This window comes from Mycobacterium ulcerans subsp. shinshuense, assembly GCF_002355775.1.
Taxonomy (GTDB): domain Bacteria; phylum Actinomycetota; class Actinomycetes; order Mycobacteriales; family Mycobacteriaceae; genus Mycobacterium; species Mycobacterium marinum.
Map to the genome: position 1 here is coordinate 5,022,423 of NZ_AP017624.1, position 17,829 is coordinate 5,040,251.

Consider the following 17,829-nt stretch of genomic DNA (forward strand, 5'->3'; position numbering starts at 1 on the left):
ACCACGATCCAAGACGCACCTGCACACCGGCGCCGCACTGCGCTAGCGTGGAGGCCGACCCAATTAACGCACGCGGGAGCGCACACCAACTGCGCTGAGAGGACGGCTGGAGGCCGTCGACCGTAGGAACCTGACCGGATAATGCCGGCGTAGGGAGATGACAGGGAGATGACAATGACCGTTACTGTTGAGCCGTCCATCACGACTGGCCCCATCGCGGGCAGCAGCAAGGCCTATCGCGAGGTGGCCGGCCCCGACGGGGTTACGCTGCGCGTCCCGTTGCGGCGAGTACACCTGTCCACCGGCGCCGACTTCGACTTGTACGACACCTCCGGGCCGTACACGGACCCGAATGCCGTGATCGACCTTGCCGTCGGCCTGCCGGCCCGGCCGGGGCTGGTCCGCGACCGTGGCACCCAGTTGCAGCGCGCCCGCGCCGGCGAAATCACCGCCGAGATGGCCTTCATCGCCGCACGTGAGGGCATGTCCGCCGAGCTGGTGCGCGACGAGGTGGCCCTCGGCCGTGCGGTGATCCCGGCCAACCACAACCACCCCGAGAGTGAGCCGATGGTGATCGGCAAGGCCTTCGCGGTGAAGGTCAACGCGAACATCGGCAACTCCGCGGTGACGTCCTCGATCGCCGAGGAGGTCGACAAGATGGTGTGGGCCACCCGCTGGGGGGCCGACACCATCATGGACCTGTCCACCGGCAAGAACATTCACGAGACGCGGGAATGGATCCTGCGCAACTCGCCGGTGCCGGTTGGCACGGTGCCCATCTATCAGGCGCTGGAGAAGGTCAAGGGCGACCCGACCGAGTTGACCTGGGAGCTCTACCGCGACACCGTGATCGAGCAGTGCGAGCAGGGTGTGGACTACATGACCGTGCACGCCGGGGTGCTGCTGCGCTACGTGCCGCTGACCGCCAAGCGGGTCACCGGAATTGTTTCGCGCGGCGGGTCGATCATGGCGGCGTGGTGCCTGGCGCACCACCGGGAATCGTTCCTGTACACCAACTTCGAGGAACTCTGCGACATTCTCGCGCGCTACGACGTGACCTTCTCGCTTGGTGACGGGCTGCGGCCGGGCTCCATCGCCGACGCCAACGACGCCGCGCAGTTCGCCGAGTTGCGCACCCTGGGCGAGCTGACCAAGATCGCCAAAGCCCATGGGGTGCAGGTGATGATCGAGGGCCCCGGGCACGTTCCGATGCACAAGATCGTCGAGAACGTGCGGCTGGAAGAAGAGCTGTGCGAGGAGGCTCCCTTCTATACGCTGGGCCCGCTGGCCACCGATATCGCCCCGGCATACGACCACATCACGTCGGCGATCGGCGCAGCGATCATCGCGCAGGCCGGCACCGCGATGCTCTGCTACGTCACTCCCAAGGAACACCTCGGACTGCCCGACCGCAAAGACGTCAAGGACGGGGTCATCGCCTACAAGATCGCCGCGCACGCCGGCGACCTGGCCAAGGGCCACCCGCATGCGCAGGAGCGCGACAACGCCTTGTCACAGGCGCGTTTCGAGTTCCGGTGGAACGATCAGTTCGCGCTGTCGCTGGATCCCGACACGGCGCGCGAGTACCACGACGAGACACTGCCGGCCGAGCCCGCTAAGACCGCCCACTTCTGCTCGATGTGCGGGCCGAAGTTCTGCTCCATGCGCATCACCCAGGATGTCCGCGACTACGCGGCCAAGCACGGGCTGGACAGTGAGGAAGCCATTGAGGCGGCCCTGGAAGCGGGGATGGCGGAGAAGTCAGCCGAGTTCGCCGACCACGGCAACCGGGTGTACCTGCCGATCACCCAGTGAGTTGGTTGCCGTTGGCGCCGCCCGGGGCGACGCCGTTGCGTGCGCTGACCATCGCCGGCTCTGATTCCGGTGGCGGTGCCGGCATCCAGGCCGACATGCGGACCATGGCACTGCTGGGCGTCCACGCCTGCGTTGCGGTGACCGCGGTGACCGTGCAGAACACGCTGGGCGTCAAAGGTTTTCACGAAACACCCGAGGACGTGGTGGCCGGCCAGATCACCGCGGTGGTCGAGGATATCGGCATCCAGGCAGCCAAGACGGGGATGCTGGCCTCGCCCCGCATCATCGATGCGGTCGCGGCCACCTGGCGTCAGCTCGAAGTGGCGGTTCCGCTCGTCGTGGACCCGGTCTGCGCATCCATGCACGGCGACGCGCTGTTGGCCGCGTCCGGGCTGGAATCGCTTCGGGAACAACTGTTTCCGCTGGCCACCTTGGTGACACCGAACCTCGATGAGGTGCGCCTGCTGGTCGGCATCGACGTGATCGACACCCAGTCGCAGCACGCGGCCGCGCGGGCCTTGCACGGGCTGGGCCCGCGGTGGATACTGGTCAAGGGCGGACACCTGCGATCCTCGACGCGCAGTTGCGACCTACTCTATGACGGCACCGACTTCTTCGAGTTCGACGCGCCGCGAGTGGCCACCGGCAACGACCACGGCGGTGGCGACACCCTGGCGGCCGCGACCGCGTGCGCACTGGCACACGGGTTCACCGTGCCCGACGCGGTCAGCTTTGCAAAAAAGTGGGTGACCGAGTGCATTCGCGCCGCCTATCCGCTGGGCCGCGGCCATGGCCCGGTCTCACCCCTGTTCAGGCTGTCATGAACCTCGATCAGATCGCCGGTATCGCACACGAACCCGTGACCGGCCCCGGCCAGCCACCAAACGGCATAGTCATACTCACCCACGGCGCCGGAGGAAACCGGGATTCACTACTGCTGCAACAGGTTTGCGATGCATGGGCACAACGCGGCTGGCTTGCGGTCAGATACAACCTGCCCTACCGGCGCCGGCGCCCCAAGGGGCCGCCATCGGGGTCAGCGGCCACCGACCGGGCCGGCATCGTCGAAGCGATCGAGTTGTGCCGCGGCCTGGCCGAGGGCCCGTTGATCGCCGGCGGGCACTCCTATGGCGGTCGGCAGACATCCATGGTGGTGGCCGCCGCACAGGCCCCGGTGGATGTGCTGACGCTGTTCTCCTACCCCGTCCATCCGCCCGGCAAGCCGGAGCGGGCCCGCACCGAACACCTGCCGGACATCACCGTGCCCACCGTCTTCACCCACGGCACGTCGGAACCGTTCGGCACGCCCGCCGAGGTCCGCGCCGCCGCGGCGCTGATCGCCGCACCTACCGAGGTCGTCGAGATCACCGGCGCGCGACATGACCTGGGTTCGAAGACCCTCGACGTCGCCGGCCTGGCGGTGGCGGCGGCGCTGCGTCTGCTTGGGCCGGCGTAGGGCCAAACAAGGTGAGCTCCATCAGCTCCCGCACACATGCTTGCACGTAGGCGGACTGTCCCGCCGAGTCTTGCGGGTCAACCATCCGGCCCAAGTCGACCACCAACGCCATGGCGGCATGCACCAGGAAGCGCGCCCGCGTCGCCGACAGCGACGGGCGCACGGAAGTCAGCAGCCGCACCCACGAATCGATGGTCGACAGCTGAATATTGTGCAGCAGCATCTGGTCGGCAGGTGTCAGGTTGGCCCGCTCGGTGTAGTAGACGGCCGCCAGTTCCGGGTTGGCGAACGATGTCGCCACATAGGCGTCGATCAGCAGCGTCAAAGCCTGGCGCGGTTCGGTGAGCGCGCCCACGATCGGCGAGAGCTGGCCGGACACCCGATCGGCCGCCCGGCGCAGTCCGGTCGCCAAGATCTCGCACTTTCCGGAGAAATACCGATAGATCCCGGACACCGGCACCCCCGCCGCCGACGCGATCTGCGCCATGCTGGTCTGGGCGTAGCCACGGTCTTTGAACAAGACCATCGACGCGTGCAGCAACGTTTCATAGACGCTGGCATCCTCGGCGAAGATCCGCCAACTGGCTTTGCGCACCGCGACGTCTCCTGGCTCCGGAAGCTCGGCGCAGACAATCGCCGACGCCGCCTCGCCCAGCAATGCCCGGATCTCGTCGGCCGCCAGCCGCGCCGAATGATCGACAATGCTGCCGATCACGCTCAGCACGCCCGCCGACAGCATCCACCGCTGGGCGGGCCGCAATGACGGACGAATCACCGTGAGCGGCTTTTGGATTCTGCGGTTGACCACCTTAAGCACATCGGCCACCGCGGCCTGATCCTCGGCCCGCAGATACCGGGACTGCCAGCGGTACAAGCCTCCGGACAGGCGGTTGTCCAGCGTCACCTCGATCAGCGACGCGATCAACCGGTCCAGCAGCTGCGCCGGATCGTCGGAGTCATCCAGTTGCGTGCAGTCGACCAGTTGTTGACTCAGCGCCAGCACGGCACCGCGGAACAGCTCGTACTTGCCGGCGTAGTGCCGGTACAGCGCCGGCGCCGAGACGCCGACCTTGGCCGCGATGGTCTCCATGCTCACCGCGTGATAGCCCTGCGCGCTGAACGACTCAGCTGCCGCACGGGCGATCTGCGCCTTGCGGTCCTTGGGCCGCCGGCGAATACCGTCTGCGGCCGCGCCGGGCGAGACGCTGGCAGCGGACATCACCTCACCATAACCCGAATCCGTCCCGGCCAAACCCTCCAACGACCTATCGCGGTTGCAGAATCTCCATTAACATAAATCCCCACCGGGGGGCCGCAGGCGGTTTCCCGGACCTATCGCCGGAGGGACCAAGCGTGTTGGAGAACGTACGCCGAGTGCTGGCCTACCACCTCTCCATCGGCCAACTTCTCGGCATTGCACTGGCCTTCGGCACGCCATATCTGCTGGTGGATGTCATATGGTCAACGACACACGCTGAGCATTTACACCAGATGCACGGAATGGATCTGGTGGTGTCGTTCTTGGGGTCGATCGTATCGTGGCCGGTTCTGCTGTTCTCGAATGTGTGCATGACATGACCCCAACGGCAGGATCAAGCATTCACATAGAGAGCCGTGGAGAAGCTGTGACTCATCGCCAGTTGTACCTGGGAATCGCCGGCGTTGTAGTGGGGATCATCGGTCTGTTCGCGCTATGGCTGCCGGTCTATCTCGATCACTACGACCTGTATGGCATGAAGGTCAGCTGCGGCCGGGGCTTCACCTCAGACCTCACCCAGGCGACCCAAGGTGGCGGTGGCGCCCTGGTGGATCAGTGCGACAGTGCGTTGTTGTTCCGCCGTGCCTGGGCGATTCCGGCCGTTGCCATTGGATGGCTGCTGGTCACGGCGTTCCTGGTGAGCTGGGTGCACCACGGTCAGCGCGAAGAACAGCTCAGCTGAGCGAGTTGGCGGTGCTGGGGGCTGCCAGCGCCCGGCGGACATCGTCGGAGACCGACGTGAACACCGCCATCAGTTCGCAAATCCCGCCATCGACGCCGCAGTCGACGACCTTGGCGAATACCTGCGCGCCGGCCACATCGAGCACCAGGTCGCAAAACGGCGCGACCTGCAGGCCGGTGCGCACCCGAACCGCGCCGTCGCCGCTGCCGACCACTTCCGCCGGATGCGCGGCGCCGATGATCTTGTTCTCGATGACCGCGATGCCAATCGGCTTGGGCACCACAAGCGGAATTACCTTCCGGTCGATGCTGGGAAGCCGAAGGTTGTACCTGCCCGCCAGCCCGGTGATGTCGTGCACGGTGATGGGTTCGGTGAGCCCCTTGACCCGCACTTGAGTTGAGCCCGAAGTGTCTGCGATCGCGCAGATCTCGTGATAGGTCGACTCGGAAACCAGCACCTGCCCGCCGACGGTATTCGACTCGATCCGGGCCACCAGATTGACGTTCTTGCCGATCGCGATGTACTTCTGCCGGCGCGGCCAGCCAATGGTGCCGACCACGGCCTCGCCGGTGTGAACACCGATCCCGATCCCCAGCTCGGGAAGCCCTTGTTCGCGGTGGCTGACGTTGAGCTCGCCCATCGCCAGCTGTAGCTCCAGAGCGGCCGCTACCGCATGCTCCGCCGCTTCGCCGTCCGTGTTGGGCACACCGAAGAAGACGAGCAGACCGTCGCCGAGGATTTCGTTGATCGTCCCGTTCCAGCGGATGACGACATCGGTCGCACGTTCCAGGTATGCGTTGAGCACCTGCAGCGCTCATTCGGGCGAGAGTATCTCCGACAGTCGGGTGAAACCTCGGATGTCGGCCATCAGCATCGTCAACGTGCGCCGTTCGCTGTTCTGGTGTCCTTCCGGGCACGCCAACAGGTGCGTCTTCACCTCCTCGCTCACATAGCGGCCGAAGATGTTTTCCACCCGGCGATTTTGGTCGGCGAGTTCCAGGGCGCGCTGGCGTGCCGCTTCACCGGCCTGCAGTTCCCGCACAATCGTGACCGCCTTGGAGATCGTGACCCGCAGATCTTCCAGATCCACCGGTGTCAGCTGAAAGTCGAAGGCGCCGCGCATCATTGCCGCTCGGATGTTTGCCAGGTCATTGCAGGCGGTGAGCACGATGGTCTTCAGCGGGCGCCCGAGTTTGGCGACTTCCGTCAGCAGGTCGAGTCCGTTCATCTGCGGCATGTTGAGATTGGTGACCAGGACCTCGATGTCTGGGCTGTCCCCGACCATCTTGAGCGCCTGAACCGGGTCGTTGGAGAAGCTCAAGTCATATTCGTCGCAGCGCAGCTCAGTGCGAAAGCGGGCCCCGAACAGCGTCTCCACACCGTCGGCATCATCGACCACGAGAAGTCGCACTGGCGGCTGGGGACCCGGTATCGCGGATCGCTCGTCCAGGGGCGCACAGCAGATCGGCGATGCGGCCACCTGCTGCGCCGCGAGGCCTCCAAAACCGTTCACGTGCATCACACGCCCCCTACGGCGACTGGGTTCTCCGCGTGGTCGCAGCAACCCCAGGGCTCCGGCGTTGTTGATTAGCAGGCTTGTGAGCTGGGGAATTGTGGATTGAGGAGGTCTAGGCGGCGGTTGGCGGTCAAAGCGGTGATCCGGCAGGCTTCGGCGATGTTGTCGGCGCCGTTGAGGCGGTGCAGATTGATCGCGGTGTTGCGTAGCGTTGCTAGGACCTGTGCGCCGTTTCCGGTATGTGCCCTTTGACGGTCTTCGTCGAAGGTGACGTCGCGTATCCAGTGCAGGCTGTTCTCGATTCCCCAGTGTTGACGCATCCAGGTCATGATCGCGGTAGGGCGGGCGTGCTCGAACGGCAGGCTGCAGATGGCATAGACCACCTCCACGCTGCGCTGGTCGGTGGCGGTGATCAAGCGTTCACGAGTGATCCGGATGATTTGTTTTGCGTAGGGGAAGCCGATTCCTCGTGCAGCGGTGATGATTTGCAGGGTGCGGGTCTCGACACGGCCGTGGCCGCGGGAGTCGTCGGTAGCGGCTGCGGGCACCTCGGCCCAGGGCAGCGCGGTGATACGCGCAAGTATTTTGGCTTGGTTGGACTTGACGATCATCAGGTAGTGCGACTTCAAGGTGGCGCAGATCAACTTCGCGGTGACGACCTGGGTATGCATCGCATCCACGGTGACCAGCCACCGCAAGCTACCCGGCAGCAGCGTGAGCAGGGCACGTACGCAGGGAATTTCATTGCTTTTCTCGGCGACAGCGAGTTGACCGAGCACCAATCGGGCACGGTGGGCGAACACCGACACGAGATGCGTGGCTGTCGCTTTGGCGCGTAAAGCACCACGCAGCATCTTGCCGTCCAACGCGATCGGCACCAATCCACTGGGGTCGCTGCTGGCCACGTGTGCAGTGAAGTAACTGCCCATCCTGGCGTTGAGGTCGGCGGGGTCTAGCCGAGACAAAACAGCGCGGAAGGTCTTCTCACTGGGCCGCCGGAACCGGACCCCTAATTGGGCCAACACATCATCGGGAGCGGTGGCCGCCCATGTGGCAAAACCAGCATAGCCGCGCATCCCCGCGGCAGTGGCCAGAACCGCGATCGCCAACAAAGCCATCAGCGAATACCTCCGACCGCGTGAGTCCCTCGGGTCTGGCACCGAGGCCAACACATCGAGAAACTCCGATCCGATGAGCTCGCTGCGCTCACCAGGACTCCAGCGGTCGAACACCTCTGGAACCGACGACACAGGCAATACTGAAACGGTAGGCACGAGCAACTCCAGACCAACGACGAACAGTAACCAACTCGATCGTTCTCCAGATAGCCCGTGCCTACACTCCGGCCCCAATAGCGCGGCACCAAAGATCATCAACCCAGCTCACAAGCCTGCTAATCAACAACGCCGGAGCCCTGGGGCTCCGGCGTTGTTGATTAGCAGGCTTGTGAGCTGGGGAATTGTGGATTGAGGAGGTCTAGGCGGCGGTTGGCGGTCAAAGCGGTGATCCGGCAGGCTTCGGCGATGTTGTCGGCGCCGTTGAGGCGGTGCAGATTGATCGCGGTGTTGCGTAGCGTTGCTAGGACCTGTGCGCCGTTTCCGGTATGTGCCCTTTGACGGTCTTCGTCGAAGGTGACGTCGCGTATCCAGTGCAGGCTGTTCTCGATTCCCCAGTGTTGACGCATCCAGGTCATGATCGCGGTAGGGCGGGCGTGCTCGAACGGCAGGCTGCAGATGGCATAGACCACCTCCACGCTGCGCTGGTCGGTGGCGGTGATCAAGCGTTCACGAGTGATCCGGATGATTTGTTTTGCGTAGGGGAAGCCGATTCCTCGTGCAGCGGTGATGATTTGCAGGGTGCGGGTCTCGACACGGCCGTGGCCGCGGGAGTCGTCGGTAGCGGCTGCGGGCACCTCGGCCCAGGGCAGCGCGGTGATACGCGCAAGTATTTTGGCTTGGTTGGACTTGACGATCATCAGGTAGTGCGACTTCAAGGTGGCGCAGATCAACTTCGCGGTGACGACCTGGGTATGCATCGCATCCACGGTGACCAGCCACCGCAAGCTACCCGGCAGCAGCGTGAGCAGGGCACGTACGCAGGGAATTTCATTGCTTTTCTCGGCGACAGCGAGTTGACCGAGCACCAATCGGGCACGGTGGGCGAACACCGACACGAGATGCGTGGCTGTCGCTTTGGCGCGTAAAGCACCACGCAGCATCTTGCCGTCCAACGCGATCGGCACCAATCCACTGGGGTCGCTGCTGGCCACGTGTGCAGTGAAGTAACTGCCCATCCTGGCGTTGAGGTCGGCGGGGTCTAGCCGAGACAAAACAGCGCGGAAGGTCTTCTCACTGGGCCGCCGGAACCGGACCCCTAATTGGGCCAACACATCATCGGGAGCGGTGGCCGCCCATGTGGCAAAACCAGCATAGCCGCGCATCCCCGCGGCAGTGGCCAGAACCGCGATCGCCAACAAAGCCATCAGCGAATACCTCCGACCGCGTGGGTCCCTCGGGTCTGGCACCGAGGCCAACACATCGAGAAACTCCGATCCGATGAGCTCGCTGCGCTCACCAGGACTCCAGCGGTCGAACACCTCTGGAACCGACGACACAGGCAATACTGAAACGATAGGCACGGGCAACTCCAGACCAACGACGAACAGTAACCAACTCGATCGTTCTCCAGATAGCCCGTGCCTACACTCCGGCCCCAATAGCGCGGCACCAAAGATCATCAACCCAGCCCACAAGCCTGCTAATCAACAACGCCGGAGCCCTGGCCGGAGCCCTGGCAGCAACCCTGATTTGGTTGTTGCGCAGAATACGTTCAACCTAGCCCAAATTCCACTCGAAATATTGCTTTTTATTCCCAGTACGATGAATTATAATTCCAGCTACGGTGAATTATTACCTGGCCGAAACGCTGCGTATAGACACTGGTCACCTGCCGATCTGGGCGTCGGAAATTCACCAGAAAAAGAATTATGAAATGATTTAAAGGGGTTTACTTGCGCGCTGTTAATCGTAGACTACCGGCCACCCAGTCCGATTCACGATAGACACGAGGTGAATGGAGACAATGGTGAATTTGTTTAGCTTAGGCACCGATCTCGCAGCGTCAAAAAGAGAAGTAAAAATGGCAACTACACCAACATCAATGACCATCAAGACCGCAGATAGGGTGACGCCCCGTCACCGCACGAGCGCGGGCGGAACACCGGCGCGAGTGCACCTTTCGGCACCGGCGGAACGCAGCGCGCTCACCAGCCGCCGCCAACCTTCGGCCACCGCCGTGCTGCTGGTGGCATCGTTCGGGGCATTCCTGGCGTTTCTCGACTCCACCATCGTCAACATCGCCTTCCCCGACATCCAGAGATCGTTCCCGTCCTACGACATCAGCAGCCTGTCCTGGATCCTCAACGGCTACAACATCGTCTTCGCGGCCTTCCTGGTCGCGTCGGGTCGGCTGGCCGATGTGCTGGGCCGCAAACGAATGTTCGTGTTCGGAGTGGTGCTCTTCACGATCGCATCCGGGCTGTGCGCCGTCGCCGGTGATGTCGAACAGTTGGTGGGCTTCCGGGTGCTGCAGGGCATCGGCGCGGCGGTGCTGGTACCGGCCTCGCTGGCCCTGGTCGTCGAGGGATTCGATGCCTCGCACCGTGCGCATGCGGTTGGGCTGTGGGGAGCGGCGGCGGCCGTCGCATCCGGCTTGGGCCCGCCGGTCGGCGGGATGCTGGTCGAGGCATCCAGCTGGCGATTGGTGTTTCTGGTCAACATTCCGCTCGGCATCGTCGCGGTGTTGGTGGCCGGTCGTGTGCTCACCGAAAGTCGCGCGTCGGGACGACGGCGACTACCCGACTTGCGGGGTGCGATGCTGCTCGGTGTCGCCCTGGGCCTGATGACCCTCGGATTGGTCAAGGGCCCCGAGTGGGGCTGGATCAGCACCGCAACCATCGGGTCGTTTGTGGCCAGCTCCGTCGCCCTGGTCGCATTCGTCGCGAGTTCGCGGTCTCATCCCACACCGCTGATCGACCCGGCATTCCTGCGAGTCCGCTCGTTTGTGGCAGGCAACCTACTGACCCTGGTCGCGGCGGCCGGCTTCTACTGCTACGTCCTGACCCACGTGCTCTACCTCAACTATGTATGGCACTACTCGCTGCTCAAGGCGGGTTTCGCGATCGCACCGGCGGCGCTGATCGCCGCGGTGGTCGCGGCCGTGCTGGGGCGCATCGCCGACCAGCGCGGCCACCGGCTGGTCGTCATGGCCGGCGCGATCATCTGGGCCGGCAGCCTGGTGTGGTACCTGCAACGGGTCGGGACCGAACCCAATTTTCTGCGGGAATGGCTGCCGGGCCAGCTGTTGCAGGGGATCGGAGTCGGCGCGACCCTGCCGGTGCTGGGCAGTGCCGCGTTGGCAGGTCTGACCAAGGGAGGCAGCTACGCCACGGCGTCGGCTGTGGTCAGCACCACCCGCCAGCTCGGTGCCGTGATAGGCGTGGCGCTGCTGGTCATCCTGATCGGCAAACCGGCTCCTGGCACCGGCGTCGACGCGCTGCGACACGGTTGGGTGCTGGCGGCGGTGTGCTTCGCCGCGGTGGCGGTCTTGGCCGGTTTTCTGGGCCGCACCCAACAGGGCGCCGACGTCGCCGGTGCGCCCGAGTCCGGCGTCGCCCGTGCGCCGGCCCGGCCGCAGCCGGTTACCCCACGGCCCGCCGCCGCGCCAGCGCGGCCGCCTCAGACCACGGCCGACGGCGACCTCCTCAGGCAATTGCCGCTATTTGCCGGACTGCCCGCGGCCACCATGGCCGAACTCAGGCACCACACCGATGAGATTGAGCTGCAAGCGGGTTCGTACCTGTTTCACGAGGCCGACCCGTCCGATGCTCTTTACGTGGTGCGCAGTGGCCGCCTGCGGGTGGTGCAGCGCGACTTGGTGCTTCGCGAACTGGGCCGTGGCGAAGTCGTCGGCGAACTCGGGCTGCTCATCGATGCGCCGCGCTCGGCGTCGGTTGAGGCGATGCGTGACTCCGTGCTGATACGGCTGAGCAAGGCGCAGTTCAATCGGATTGCCGACCGGGGCGTATTGGCGGCACTGGTCGGCACGCTGACCACTCGGCTGCACACCGCGCCACCACCCACCGTTGGCCGCCCGGCGTCGCCGGAAGCGGTCATCGCGGTAATCGGTCTCGGCGCCGCGGTGCCGGTACGACCCGTGGCCCTGGCGCTGCTCAATGCGCTCTCAGCGCGGGTCACCGCGGTCGATCCCGGTCGGGTCGACCGCGCCGGCCTGGAGCGCGCGTAAGCCTCCGCGGACAAGGTGGTGCTGCATGCCAGTGCCAATGACACCGGCTGGCGCGACTTCTGCTTGCGCGCAGCGGATCGAATCGTGCTGGTGTCGGAGGGGCCGGCGCCGCGGGACACGCAGCTGCCCGCGCGTGCCGTGGGCGCCGACCTGGTTTTGATCGGTGCCCCCGCCAGCCAGGAGGATCGCAGCCGATGGGAAGAGCTGATCTCACCGCGCTCGGTCCATTCGGTCAGCTACCGCAGCCTCAAGGACGACGTGCGCCCGCTCGCCGCACGCATCACCGGCGGCTCGATCGGACTGGTGCTCGGCGGCGGCGCGCGGGCCTTCGCCCACCTAGGTATTCTCGACGAACTGGAGGCCGCCGGAATCGTCGTCGACCGCTTCGCCGGCACCAGCATGGGGGCGGTGATCGCCGCGCTGGCCGCCAGTGGCCTCGACGCGGCCGGAGTGGACGCGCACGTATTCGAATACCTGGTGCGGCACAACCCACTCGGCGACTACACGCTGCCGAGCAAGGGGTTGGTTCGTGGCCGGCGCACGATGGCCCTGCTGCGCGAAGCCTATTCGGGACGGATGGTCGAGGAGCTGCCCAAGGAGTTCCGTTGCGTCAGTGTCGATTTGCTCGCCCGGCAGGCCGTCGTGCACCGGCGTGGGCCGGTCGCCGAGGTGGTCGGGTGTTCCCTGCGGGTGCCGGGACTCTACCCACCCCAGATCTACAACGGCCAGCTACACGTGGACGGCGGAGTGCTCAACAACCTGCCGGTCACGGCGCCACCCGCGCCGAAGGCCCGATGATCGCGGTGAACGTGGGGTTTGGCGGAAACCCGTCCGGTGGCCAGCCCCGACGCAGCGGCCCGATACAGGTGCCCGGCATTGGCGACACCCTGATGCGCACGATGATGATGGGCAGCCGCACGGTGGCCGACGCCGCACAAGCGGAGGCTCTGGTCGTCATCCGGCCGGACACCCGTGCGGTTGGACTGCTGGAATTCCACCAGATCGACGCCGCCCGCGAGGCCGGGCGCGCCGCGGCCCGTGCGGCACTGCCACAGATCATTCCGTTGCTGCGATCGGGGCCGGCCGGTCAGACCACCGGCCGCGCCATTGACCGCAGCGCCCGCGCGCTCCGCACCGATGCGCGGCGGCCGGCCTGATGTCGTCCCCGTTGATCGCGCGCCGAAGCGTTATCCCGGATACCGGGAGTAGCACACCTCCATGTCGCCACTGACTCCGGCACGGAACGCGGCGATCCGGGTGAACCCGGCCGGCACGCTGATTCCGTCGGCATCACTGGCGACCATGCGGTTGGTAAGCAGCCCTGAAACCGCTTCGTCGAGGTCCCCGGCGGTGAGGACGAGTTGCTGCCCGGACGGCAACTCGATGGGCTCGGCCATCTCGCGATGCTCGACTCCGGTCAGGCACGCGGTCCGCAGCGCAGTCCACGGGCTCTGCATCGGCAGATCACGTTGATGCTGCACTGACAGCGCGTATCGCGACATCACGATGGACAGTGCGGTGTCGTCGCCTTGCGGCAGGCTGTGCTGTTTGGAGTCGGCGACCTTGCCGATCGCGGCCAGGGCGGGCAGGTCGACCGTAATGGTGTTGGTAGCCGGGCAATAGGACGCCGGTGGGCTGGGTTTCGCGTCCGGACAACCGGCCTGCTGATAGGACAACGTCGGCGGATCCGTCGGCGAGAAGATCTTGCCCAGCAGCTCCATCAGCGTGGTCAAGGTGTCCTGATTGATCGGTACCTCACCGGTCTCCGGGTTCCCGCTGCTGTCCACCCGCAAGCCGGTCGGCAGATCTCCGCGGCGTCGCACGATCTCCGACTCGTTGATCGCCGCACAGGCGGGGGTGCCGCTGAGAAAGCCCATCTGAAACGCGCTGACCCGGTCCAGCGCCGACCCATGCTCGTCGTCGTTTTGTTCATCGGTATCCATCACCGGGTCCCGCGTCGTGATGATCCCGGCGAGCACGTGGTCAAGCCCGTCCGCGGTGCTCAACCGGAACCGGGGCGACTTACCTTCGGCCACCCAGTACAGATAGACGCCCGCGAAGCAGTCCGCCTGCTGCTCACGGACGATGGTGGGGTCGCGCCTGGTGACCAGCTTGGCCATCACCTGCAGGGCATGCCCAAACTCATGCGCCAGCACGCCAGTCACCGAGATCTCACCGAAATACTCCTGCGCCACCGGCATGAAGACGCCGCGGTCCCAGGCGATCATGTTGCAGCGGGAGGGCAAGAAGGCGTTGACCAGCTCGTAGGTGTCGTTGTGGCAGACAATCCGGCTGTTGGGGTCGTTGGAGTCGTAGGACACCAGTTTGCTGACCGGCCTGAACGTGCCCTGCAGGGGCTCGTAGTTGGCTTTCCAGTAGTCCTGGATGTCGTTGACCGACAGTAGCGAGAGCTTGTCGATCGGGCCGTTGTTGGTATTGATCACCGTGCCGGTAGGCGGGGGTCCATCCGGCCGAGGGCCGCTAGGCCCGTTGGTCGCGGGTAGACCCCCGACCCGGAACGGATCGTTGAGGATCGACAGCGCACGTCCGTCGACGATCGTGGTACAGCCAGCCACCACCAACAGTGCTGTCAGGAAGGCCGTGGCCGCCCACAGCGAGGCGATCAGCCCGCTGTGGCGCGACCGACGCACACCAAGCCATTTCCGCCCGCGATTATCCATTCGACCAACCCCGTCCCACACTGGTCTGCACGGCAGCAACAAAGGAAATTATCCTAGTTCGGTTGCCCTGCGGTTACCGTCGGAATGCGCCGACGAGCGATGTCGGCCATCATCACGACACTCGCGCGCGGTGGCGCTTGTCGTGCGGGGTGACGCCGTTGACACCCCTGATGGACTCCGCATACGCCCCCACCGCGAACGCCACTCCCGAGCCCATGACCTCCAATGCCTGTCTGTTGATGTTGTCGATGGTGTCGCCGACGCTCAGATACTCGGGATCGAACGCGACACCGGCCTGTCCACCCCAAAGCCTGGCCTGCACAGTAGTTTTCGTCTGCGAGGCGCCGGTGGTCATGCCCCCGATCGGCACCCCCGCCACCAGAAACGGGTGGTAGTCGGACCTGATACTCAGCGGCATGTCCGCTGGGCGCTTTCCCGCCAGGTTCAAATACCCGGCCAACGTCCGCTCAATGGCCGCTGAGCCTTCCGGCACATCTGCCGATCTCACGCCGGTCCCGGGCAGACCGGACTGATCACCGTCATCGGTGAAATAGCCGGCGTTGGGGGATCCAAGCATGTCGAAGTTCAAATACAACGCGATGCTGTTGAGCTGTTCGCTATCCATTCCGAAGACGTAGTCCATGGCGCCATTGATCCCGTCCCCCCAGAAAGCGAACCGCACCGCATTGGTCACCGGCGGCAGCGGACCCAACTGCAACGCCGTTTCCAGCACAGCGGCCACCCCGGAACCCGCGGAGTTGATCCCCGGACTTCCCGGCGGGCTGTCCAGGCGCGCGCCGACCATGACCACCTCATCCGGCGTGCCGGTTTTGGTTTGTGCCAGCACATTCCGGGACTTGATCTGGATGTTCTCGGTATCGAGCACCAGCCGGATCGGCGCGTTGGTGCGGGCCAGGGCGGCGGCGCCGCTGGCGCCGACCACCGCGACCGGCACCTTGAGTTGGTTGTAGTAACCGGGACCGAACAGGTTGGCCGAGCTTCCCCGATCCGGTGCCGCACTGATCACGATCAGCCCGGCAGCGCCCTTGGCCACCGCACTGTTGTGCTTATCGACCACCGAACACCCCGTATCGTCGACCACGGCGATCGCGTTGTCGGGCAGCGCTGGCGGGTAGTCGGCTACGGCGCAACCGTCTGACCGGCTCGGCCGGACCGCCGGTCCGGCCAGCCCGCCCGGTGGCGTCTGGACCAGCAGCGAGGCCTGGTCCACCGAATAGCTGCGGCCGGCGACCGTCAGTGTCGGTTTCCCCTCCGACACGGTGTACAACCGATGGAATTCCGGGGTGGTTACCTCAAATCCTTTGGCCTTTAACGCTTTCACCACGTAGTCGAGGCTTGCGTCGTAACCCGGTGTCCCCGTTGCCCGATTTCCGCCGTTTGAGTCGGCGACTGTCTGCAGCGCCCGCAGATGCGCAAACATGCCGTCGCCGGTGACCTTTGCCGCCAGGTCACGACTGAGGTCCGGCGCCGCGGTCGGGGGTAGTGATTTAGGCGCCGCGCATCCCGCCAACGCACAAGCCAGTACCAGTGTCGCGCCGAAACGCTGCACCGTTGCCCGGATCATGGTTTGGCGAGCACGTGGCGGGTACGGTCCCCGATGACTGGAACGCCGTTTCGGCCGGTCAGGTCTTGCGCGTACAAACCCACGGCGTAGGCCACGCCGCCTCCCTGGATGCCCAGCGACGTGCGGTCGATGTGGTCGATGGTGTCGGATTTCTGGTGATAGTTGGGATCGAAGGGCTCATCGGCGGTGCCGCCCCACAGCTTTGCCTGTTCCTCGGTCATTTTGACCTCAGCACCGGAAAACAGGCCGCCCGACGGGATCCCCGCCAAGGTGAATCCGTCGTAGTCGGAACGACCGTCAAACGAGGTGTCCTGCGCGATCTTGCCGGACAACCTGAGATAGGAGACCAGAGTGCGCTCGATTCCCGCCGAACCTTCGGGCACCACCGGCTGGCCGCGCTCATCCAGCGGTAGCGACTGATCACCGTCATAGGTGAAATATCCGGGATTGGGCGAGGCCAGCATGTCGAAGTTCAGATACAGCGCAATGTTCTTGAGCTCATCGAGGTCCAGGGACTGGACGTAGTTGCGCGATCCAATCAGGCCCAGCTCCTCGGCGCCCCAGAACGCAACGCGAACAGCGTTGTGCACGTGTGGCGAATTACCCAGCTGTACCGCGGTTTCCAATACCGCAGCCACGCCCGAACCGTTGTCGTTGATGCCTGGCCCCTGCGGCACGCTGTCCAGATGCGCACCCGCCATCACGACATCGCTGGTAGACCCCGTCTTGGTCTGAGCAATGACGTTGCGGGCCTTGAAGCTCTGACTGCTCGCCGTGAGCTTGATCGTCGCGGGCCCGGACTTGCCGCGCAGCTGCAGCCCCACCGACTTGGTGACACTCACTACCGGGATCTTGACGTCGGTGTTCACCCCCAAGGTGCCGCCCATCATCTGCTCGTCGACATTGTCGGCGATGATCAGTGCAACGGCGCCGCGCTGCGCGGCGGCGTCTTCTTTCTCAGCGAACTGACACTCGCCGCGGTCCACCAGTACCACCGCGCCTTTGACCGGCAGGTTGTCGTAGTCGGAGGGAGTGCAACCCGGGCTGTCATCCGACGGCGCGAGCAGCAACGGCCCGGTTACCCCGTCCGGCGGGGTGCCGAGACTGTACTCCAGCGCGTGCGCCTCCGCGGTCATCCCGCCGACGTCCACCGTTCCCTTTTCGGAATGGAACACCCGGGCCGAAAACTCGGGCGTCTGCACGTCAAAACCACTGTTGCGCAGGATGTTGACCACATAGTCGACACTGGCCTCATAGCCAGGCGTGCCCACCGCCCGCGTGCCGTTGTTCGCGTCGGCGATCTCCTGCAACTTGGTCAGGTGCCCCATCATGGCCTCGGTGGTCACCCGATTGCGTAACGCCTCGGCGAACTCGGCTGCGGCGGGGTTGCTGATAGCAGGCTGCGGTTGTGTCTGCATCTGCGTCGACCAGCGAACGCAACCCACCACAAGGAAAGCAACAACAGCCACGGCAACCATCGCCGGCATGGTCCGTGATTTTTTCACCATCGCGCCCAGATTAGACCGCATCGG

At 65.0% G+C, this 17,829-nt stretch carries 13 protein-coding genes, 1 pseudogene and 1 riboswitch; of the genes and pseudogenes, 6 read left to right on the plus strand and 8 right to left on the minus strand.

All coding sequences use genetic code 11. The annotated features are described in order from the left end of the window. Positions 1-62: 62 nt before the first annotated feature. Positions 63-174, plus strand: a riboswitch (TPP riboswitch). Genes thiC through SHTP_RS22450 form a run of 3 tightly spaced genes read left to right on the plus strand, consistent with a single transcriptional unit; the run spans position 175 to position 3,271 of the window. Beyond that, positions 175-1,815, plus strand: coding sequence for a phosphomethylpyrimidine synthase ThiC (gene thiC / locus SHTP_RS22440; protein WP_012392684.1), 1,641 nt, complete (start codon positions 175-177; stop codon positions 1,813-1,815). Then, the gene (gene thiD / locus SHTP_RS22445) at positions 1,812-2,639 is read left to right on the plus strand and encodes a bifunctional hydroxymethylpyrimidine kinase/phosphomethylpyrimidine kinase (RefSeq protein WP_096371819.1); all 828 of its coding nucleotides are present in this window, start codon (positions 1,812-1,814) and stop codon (positions 2,637-2,639) included. Before thiC ends, thiD begins: the two co-directional genes overlap by 4 nt. Beyond that, positions 2,636-3,271, plus strand: a complete 636-nt coding sequence (locus tag SHTP_RS22450) for an alpha/beta hydrolase family protein (RefSeq protein ID WP_096371820.1) — start codon at positions 2,636-2,638, stop codon at positions 3,269-3,271. Before thiD ends, SHTP_RS22450 begins: the two co-directional genes overlap by 4 nt. On the opposite strand, the gene SHTP_RS22455 is transcribed toward SHTP_RS22450, so the two are convergent. Further along, positions 3,180-4,490, minus strand: a complete 1,311-nt coding sequence (locus SHTP_RS22455) for a TetR/AcrR family transcriptional regulator (protein WP_096372618.1) — start codon at positions 4,488-4,490, stop codon at positions 3,180-3,182. The two genes, SHTP_RS22450 and SHTP_RS22455, sit on opposite strands and share 92 nt — an antisense overlap. A gap of 134 nt (positions 4,491-4,624) precedes the next feature. On the opposite strand from SHTP_RS22455, the gene SHTP_RS22460 reads away from it, so the two are divergent. Together SHTP_RS22460 and SHTP_RS22465 are read left to right on the plus strand one after the other, a co-directional pair. Continuing rightward, on the plus strand, positions 4,625-4,849 hold the full coding sequence (locus SHTP_RS22460) for a hypothetical protein (RefSeq protein WP_096371821.1): 225 nt from the start codon (positions 4,625-4,627) through the stop codon (positions 4,847-4,849). 47 nt (positions 4,850-4,896) lie between these two features. After that, a complete protein-coding gene (locus SHTP_RS22465; RefSeq protein WP_011741342.1) occupies positions 4,897-5,211 on the plus strand; it encodes a hypothetical protein in 315 nt (104 codons plus the stop codon). Here SHTP_RS22465 and SHTP_RS29310 read toward each other — a convergent pair. The 4 genes from SHTP_RS29310 to SHTP_RS22480 all read right to left on the minus strand — a co-directional run bounded on the left by SHTP_RS29310 (position 5,204) and on the right by SHTP_RS22480 (position 9,365). Continuing rightward, positions 5,204-6,016, minus strand: coding sequence for an adenylate/guanylate cyclase domain-containing protein (locus tag SHTP_RS29310; RefSeq protein ID WP_231991191.1), 813 nt, complete (start codon positions 6,014-6,016; stop codon positions 5,204-5,206). The two genes, SHTP_RS22465 and SHTP_RS29310, sit on opposite strands and share 8 nt — an antisense overlap. Positions 6,017-6,025: 9 nt before the next feature. Continuing rightward, on the minus strand, positions 6,026-6,610 hold the full coding sequence (locus SHTP_RS29315; RefSeq protein WP_231991666.1) for a response regulator: 585 nt from the start codon (positions 6,608-6,610) through the stop codon (positions 6,026-6,028). A gap of 188 nt (positions 6,611-6,798) precedes the next feature. Next, a complete protein-coding gene (locus SHTP_RS22475; protein WP_420873036.1) occupies positions 6,799-8,001 on the minus strand; it encodes an ISAs1-like element IS2404/ISMul1 family transposase in 1,203 nt (400 codons plus the stop codon). Positions 8,002-8,162: 161 nt separating this feature from the next. Further along, positions 8,163-9,365: an ISAs1-like element IS2404/ISMul1 family transposase gene (locus SHTP_RS22480; protein WP_420873031.1), complete on the minus strand. Its 1,203-nt coding sequence runs from the start codon at positions 9,363-9,365 to the stop codon at positions 8,163-8,165. A gap of 590 nt (positions 9,366-9,955) precedes the next feature. Between SHTP_RS22480 and SHTP_RS22485 the strand changes: the two are divergent. Further along, positions 9,956-13,188: pseudogene (locus tag SHTP_RS22485) on the plus strand (MFS transporter). 30 nt (positions 13,189-13,218) lie between these two features. Here the strand turns inward: SHTP_RS22485 and SHTP_RS22490 are convergent. The 3 genes from SHTP_RS22490 to SHTP_RS22500 form a co-directional block, all read right to left on the minus strand. Next, entirely contained in the window at positions 13,219-14,712 is a 1,494-nt protein-coding gene (locus tag SHTP_RS22490) for a neutral zinc metallopeptidase (protein ID WP_420866627.1), read from the minus strand. 112 nt (positions 14,713-14,824) lie between these two features. Beyond that, positions 14,825-16,297 carry a M28 family peptidase gene (locus tag SHTP_RS22495; protein WP_096371824.1) on the minus strand — a complete coding sequence of 491 codons (1,473 nt, stop codon included), beginning with the start codon at positions 16,295-16,297 and terminating at the stop codon, positions 14,825-14,827. Continuing rightward, positions 16,294-17,805 carry a M28 family metallopeptidase gene (locus SHTP_RS22500; RefSeq protein WP_096371825.1) on the minus strand — a complete coding sequence of 504 codons (1,512 nt, stop codon included), beginning with the start codon at positions 17,803-17,805 and terminating at the stop codon, positions 16,294-16,296. The genes SHTP_RS22495 and SHTP_RS22500 overlap by 4 nt, the downstream gene beginning before the upstream one ends. Positions 17,806-17,829 lie beyond the last annotated feature (24 nt).

Excerpts from the sequence above, each read along its gene's own strand:
- SHTP_RS22490 (WP_420866627.1), bottom strand. The coding sequence starts at position 14,712 with ATGGATAATCGCGGGCGGAAATGGCTTGGTGTGCGTCGGTCGCGCCAC.
- SHTP_RS22495 (WP_096371824.1), bottom strand. The coding sequence starts at position 16,297 with ATGATCCGGGCAACGGTGCAGCGTTTCGGCGCGACACTGGTACTGGCT.
- SHTP_RS22500 (WP_096371825.1), bottom strand. The coding sequence starts at position 17,805 with ATGGTGAAAAAATCACGGACCATGCCGGCGATGGTTGCCGTGGCTGTT.
- thiC (WP_012392684.1), top strand. The coding sequence starts at position 175 with ATGACCGTTACTGTTGAGCCGTCCATCACGACTGGCCCCATCGCGGGC.
- SHTP_RS22450 (WP_096371820.1), top strand. The coding sequence starts at position 2,636 with ATGAACCTCGATCAGATCGCCGGTATCGCACACGAACCCGTGACCGGC.
- SHTP_RS22455 (WP_096372618.1), bottom strand. The coding sequence starts at position 4,490 with ATGTCCGCTGCCAGCGTCTCGCCCGGCGCGGCCGCAGACGGTATTCGC.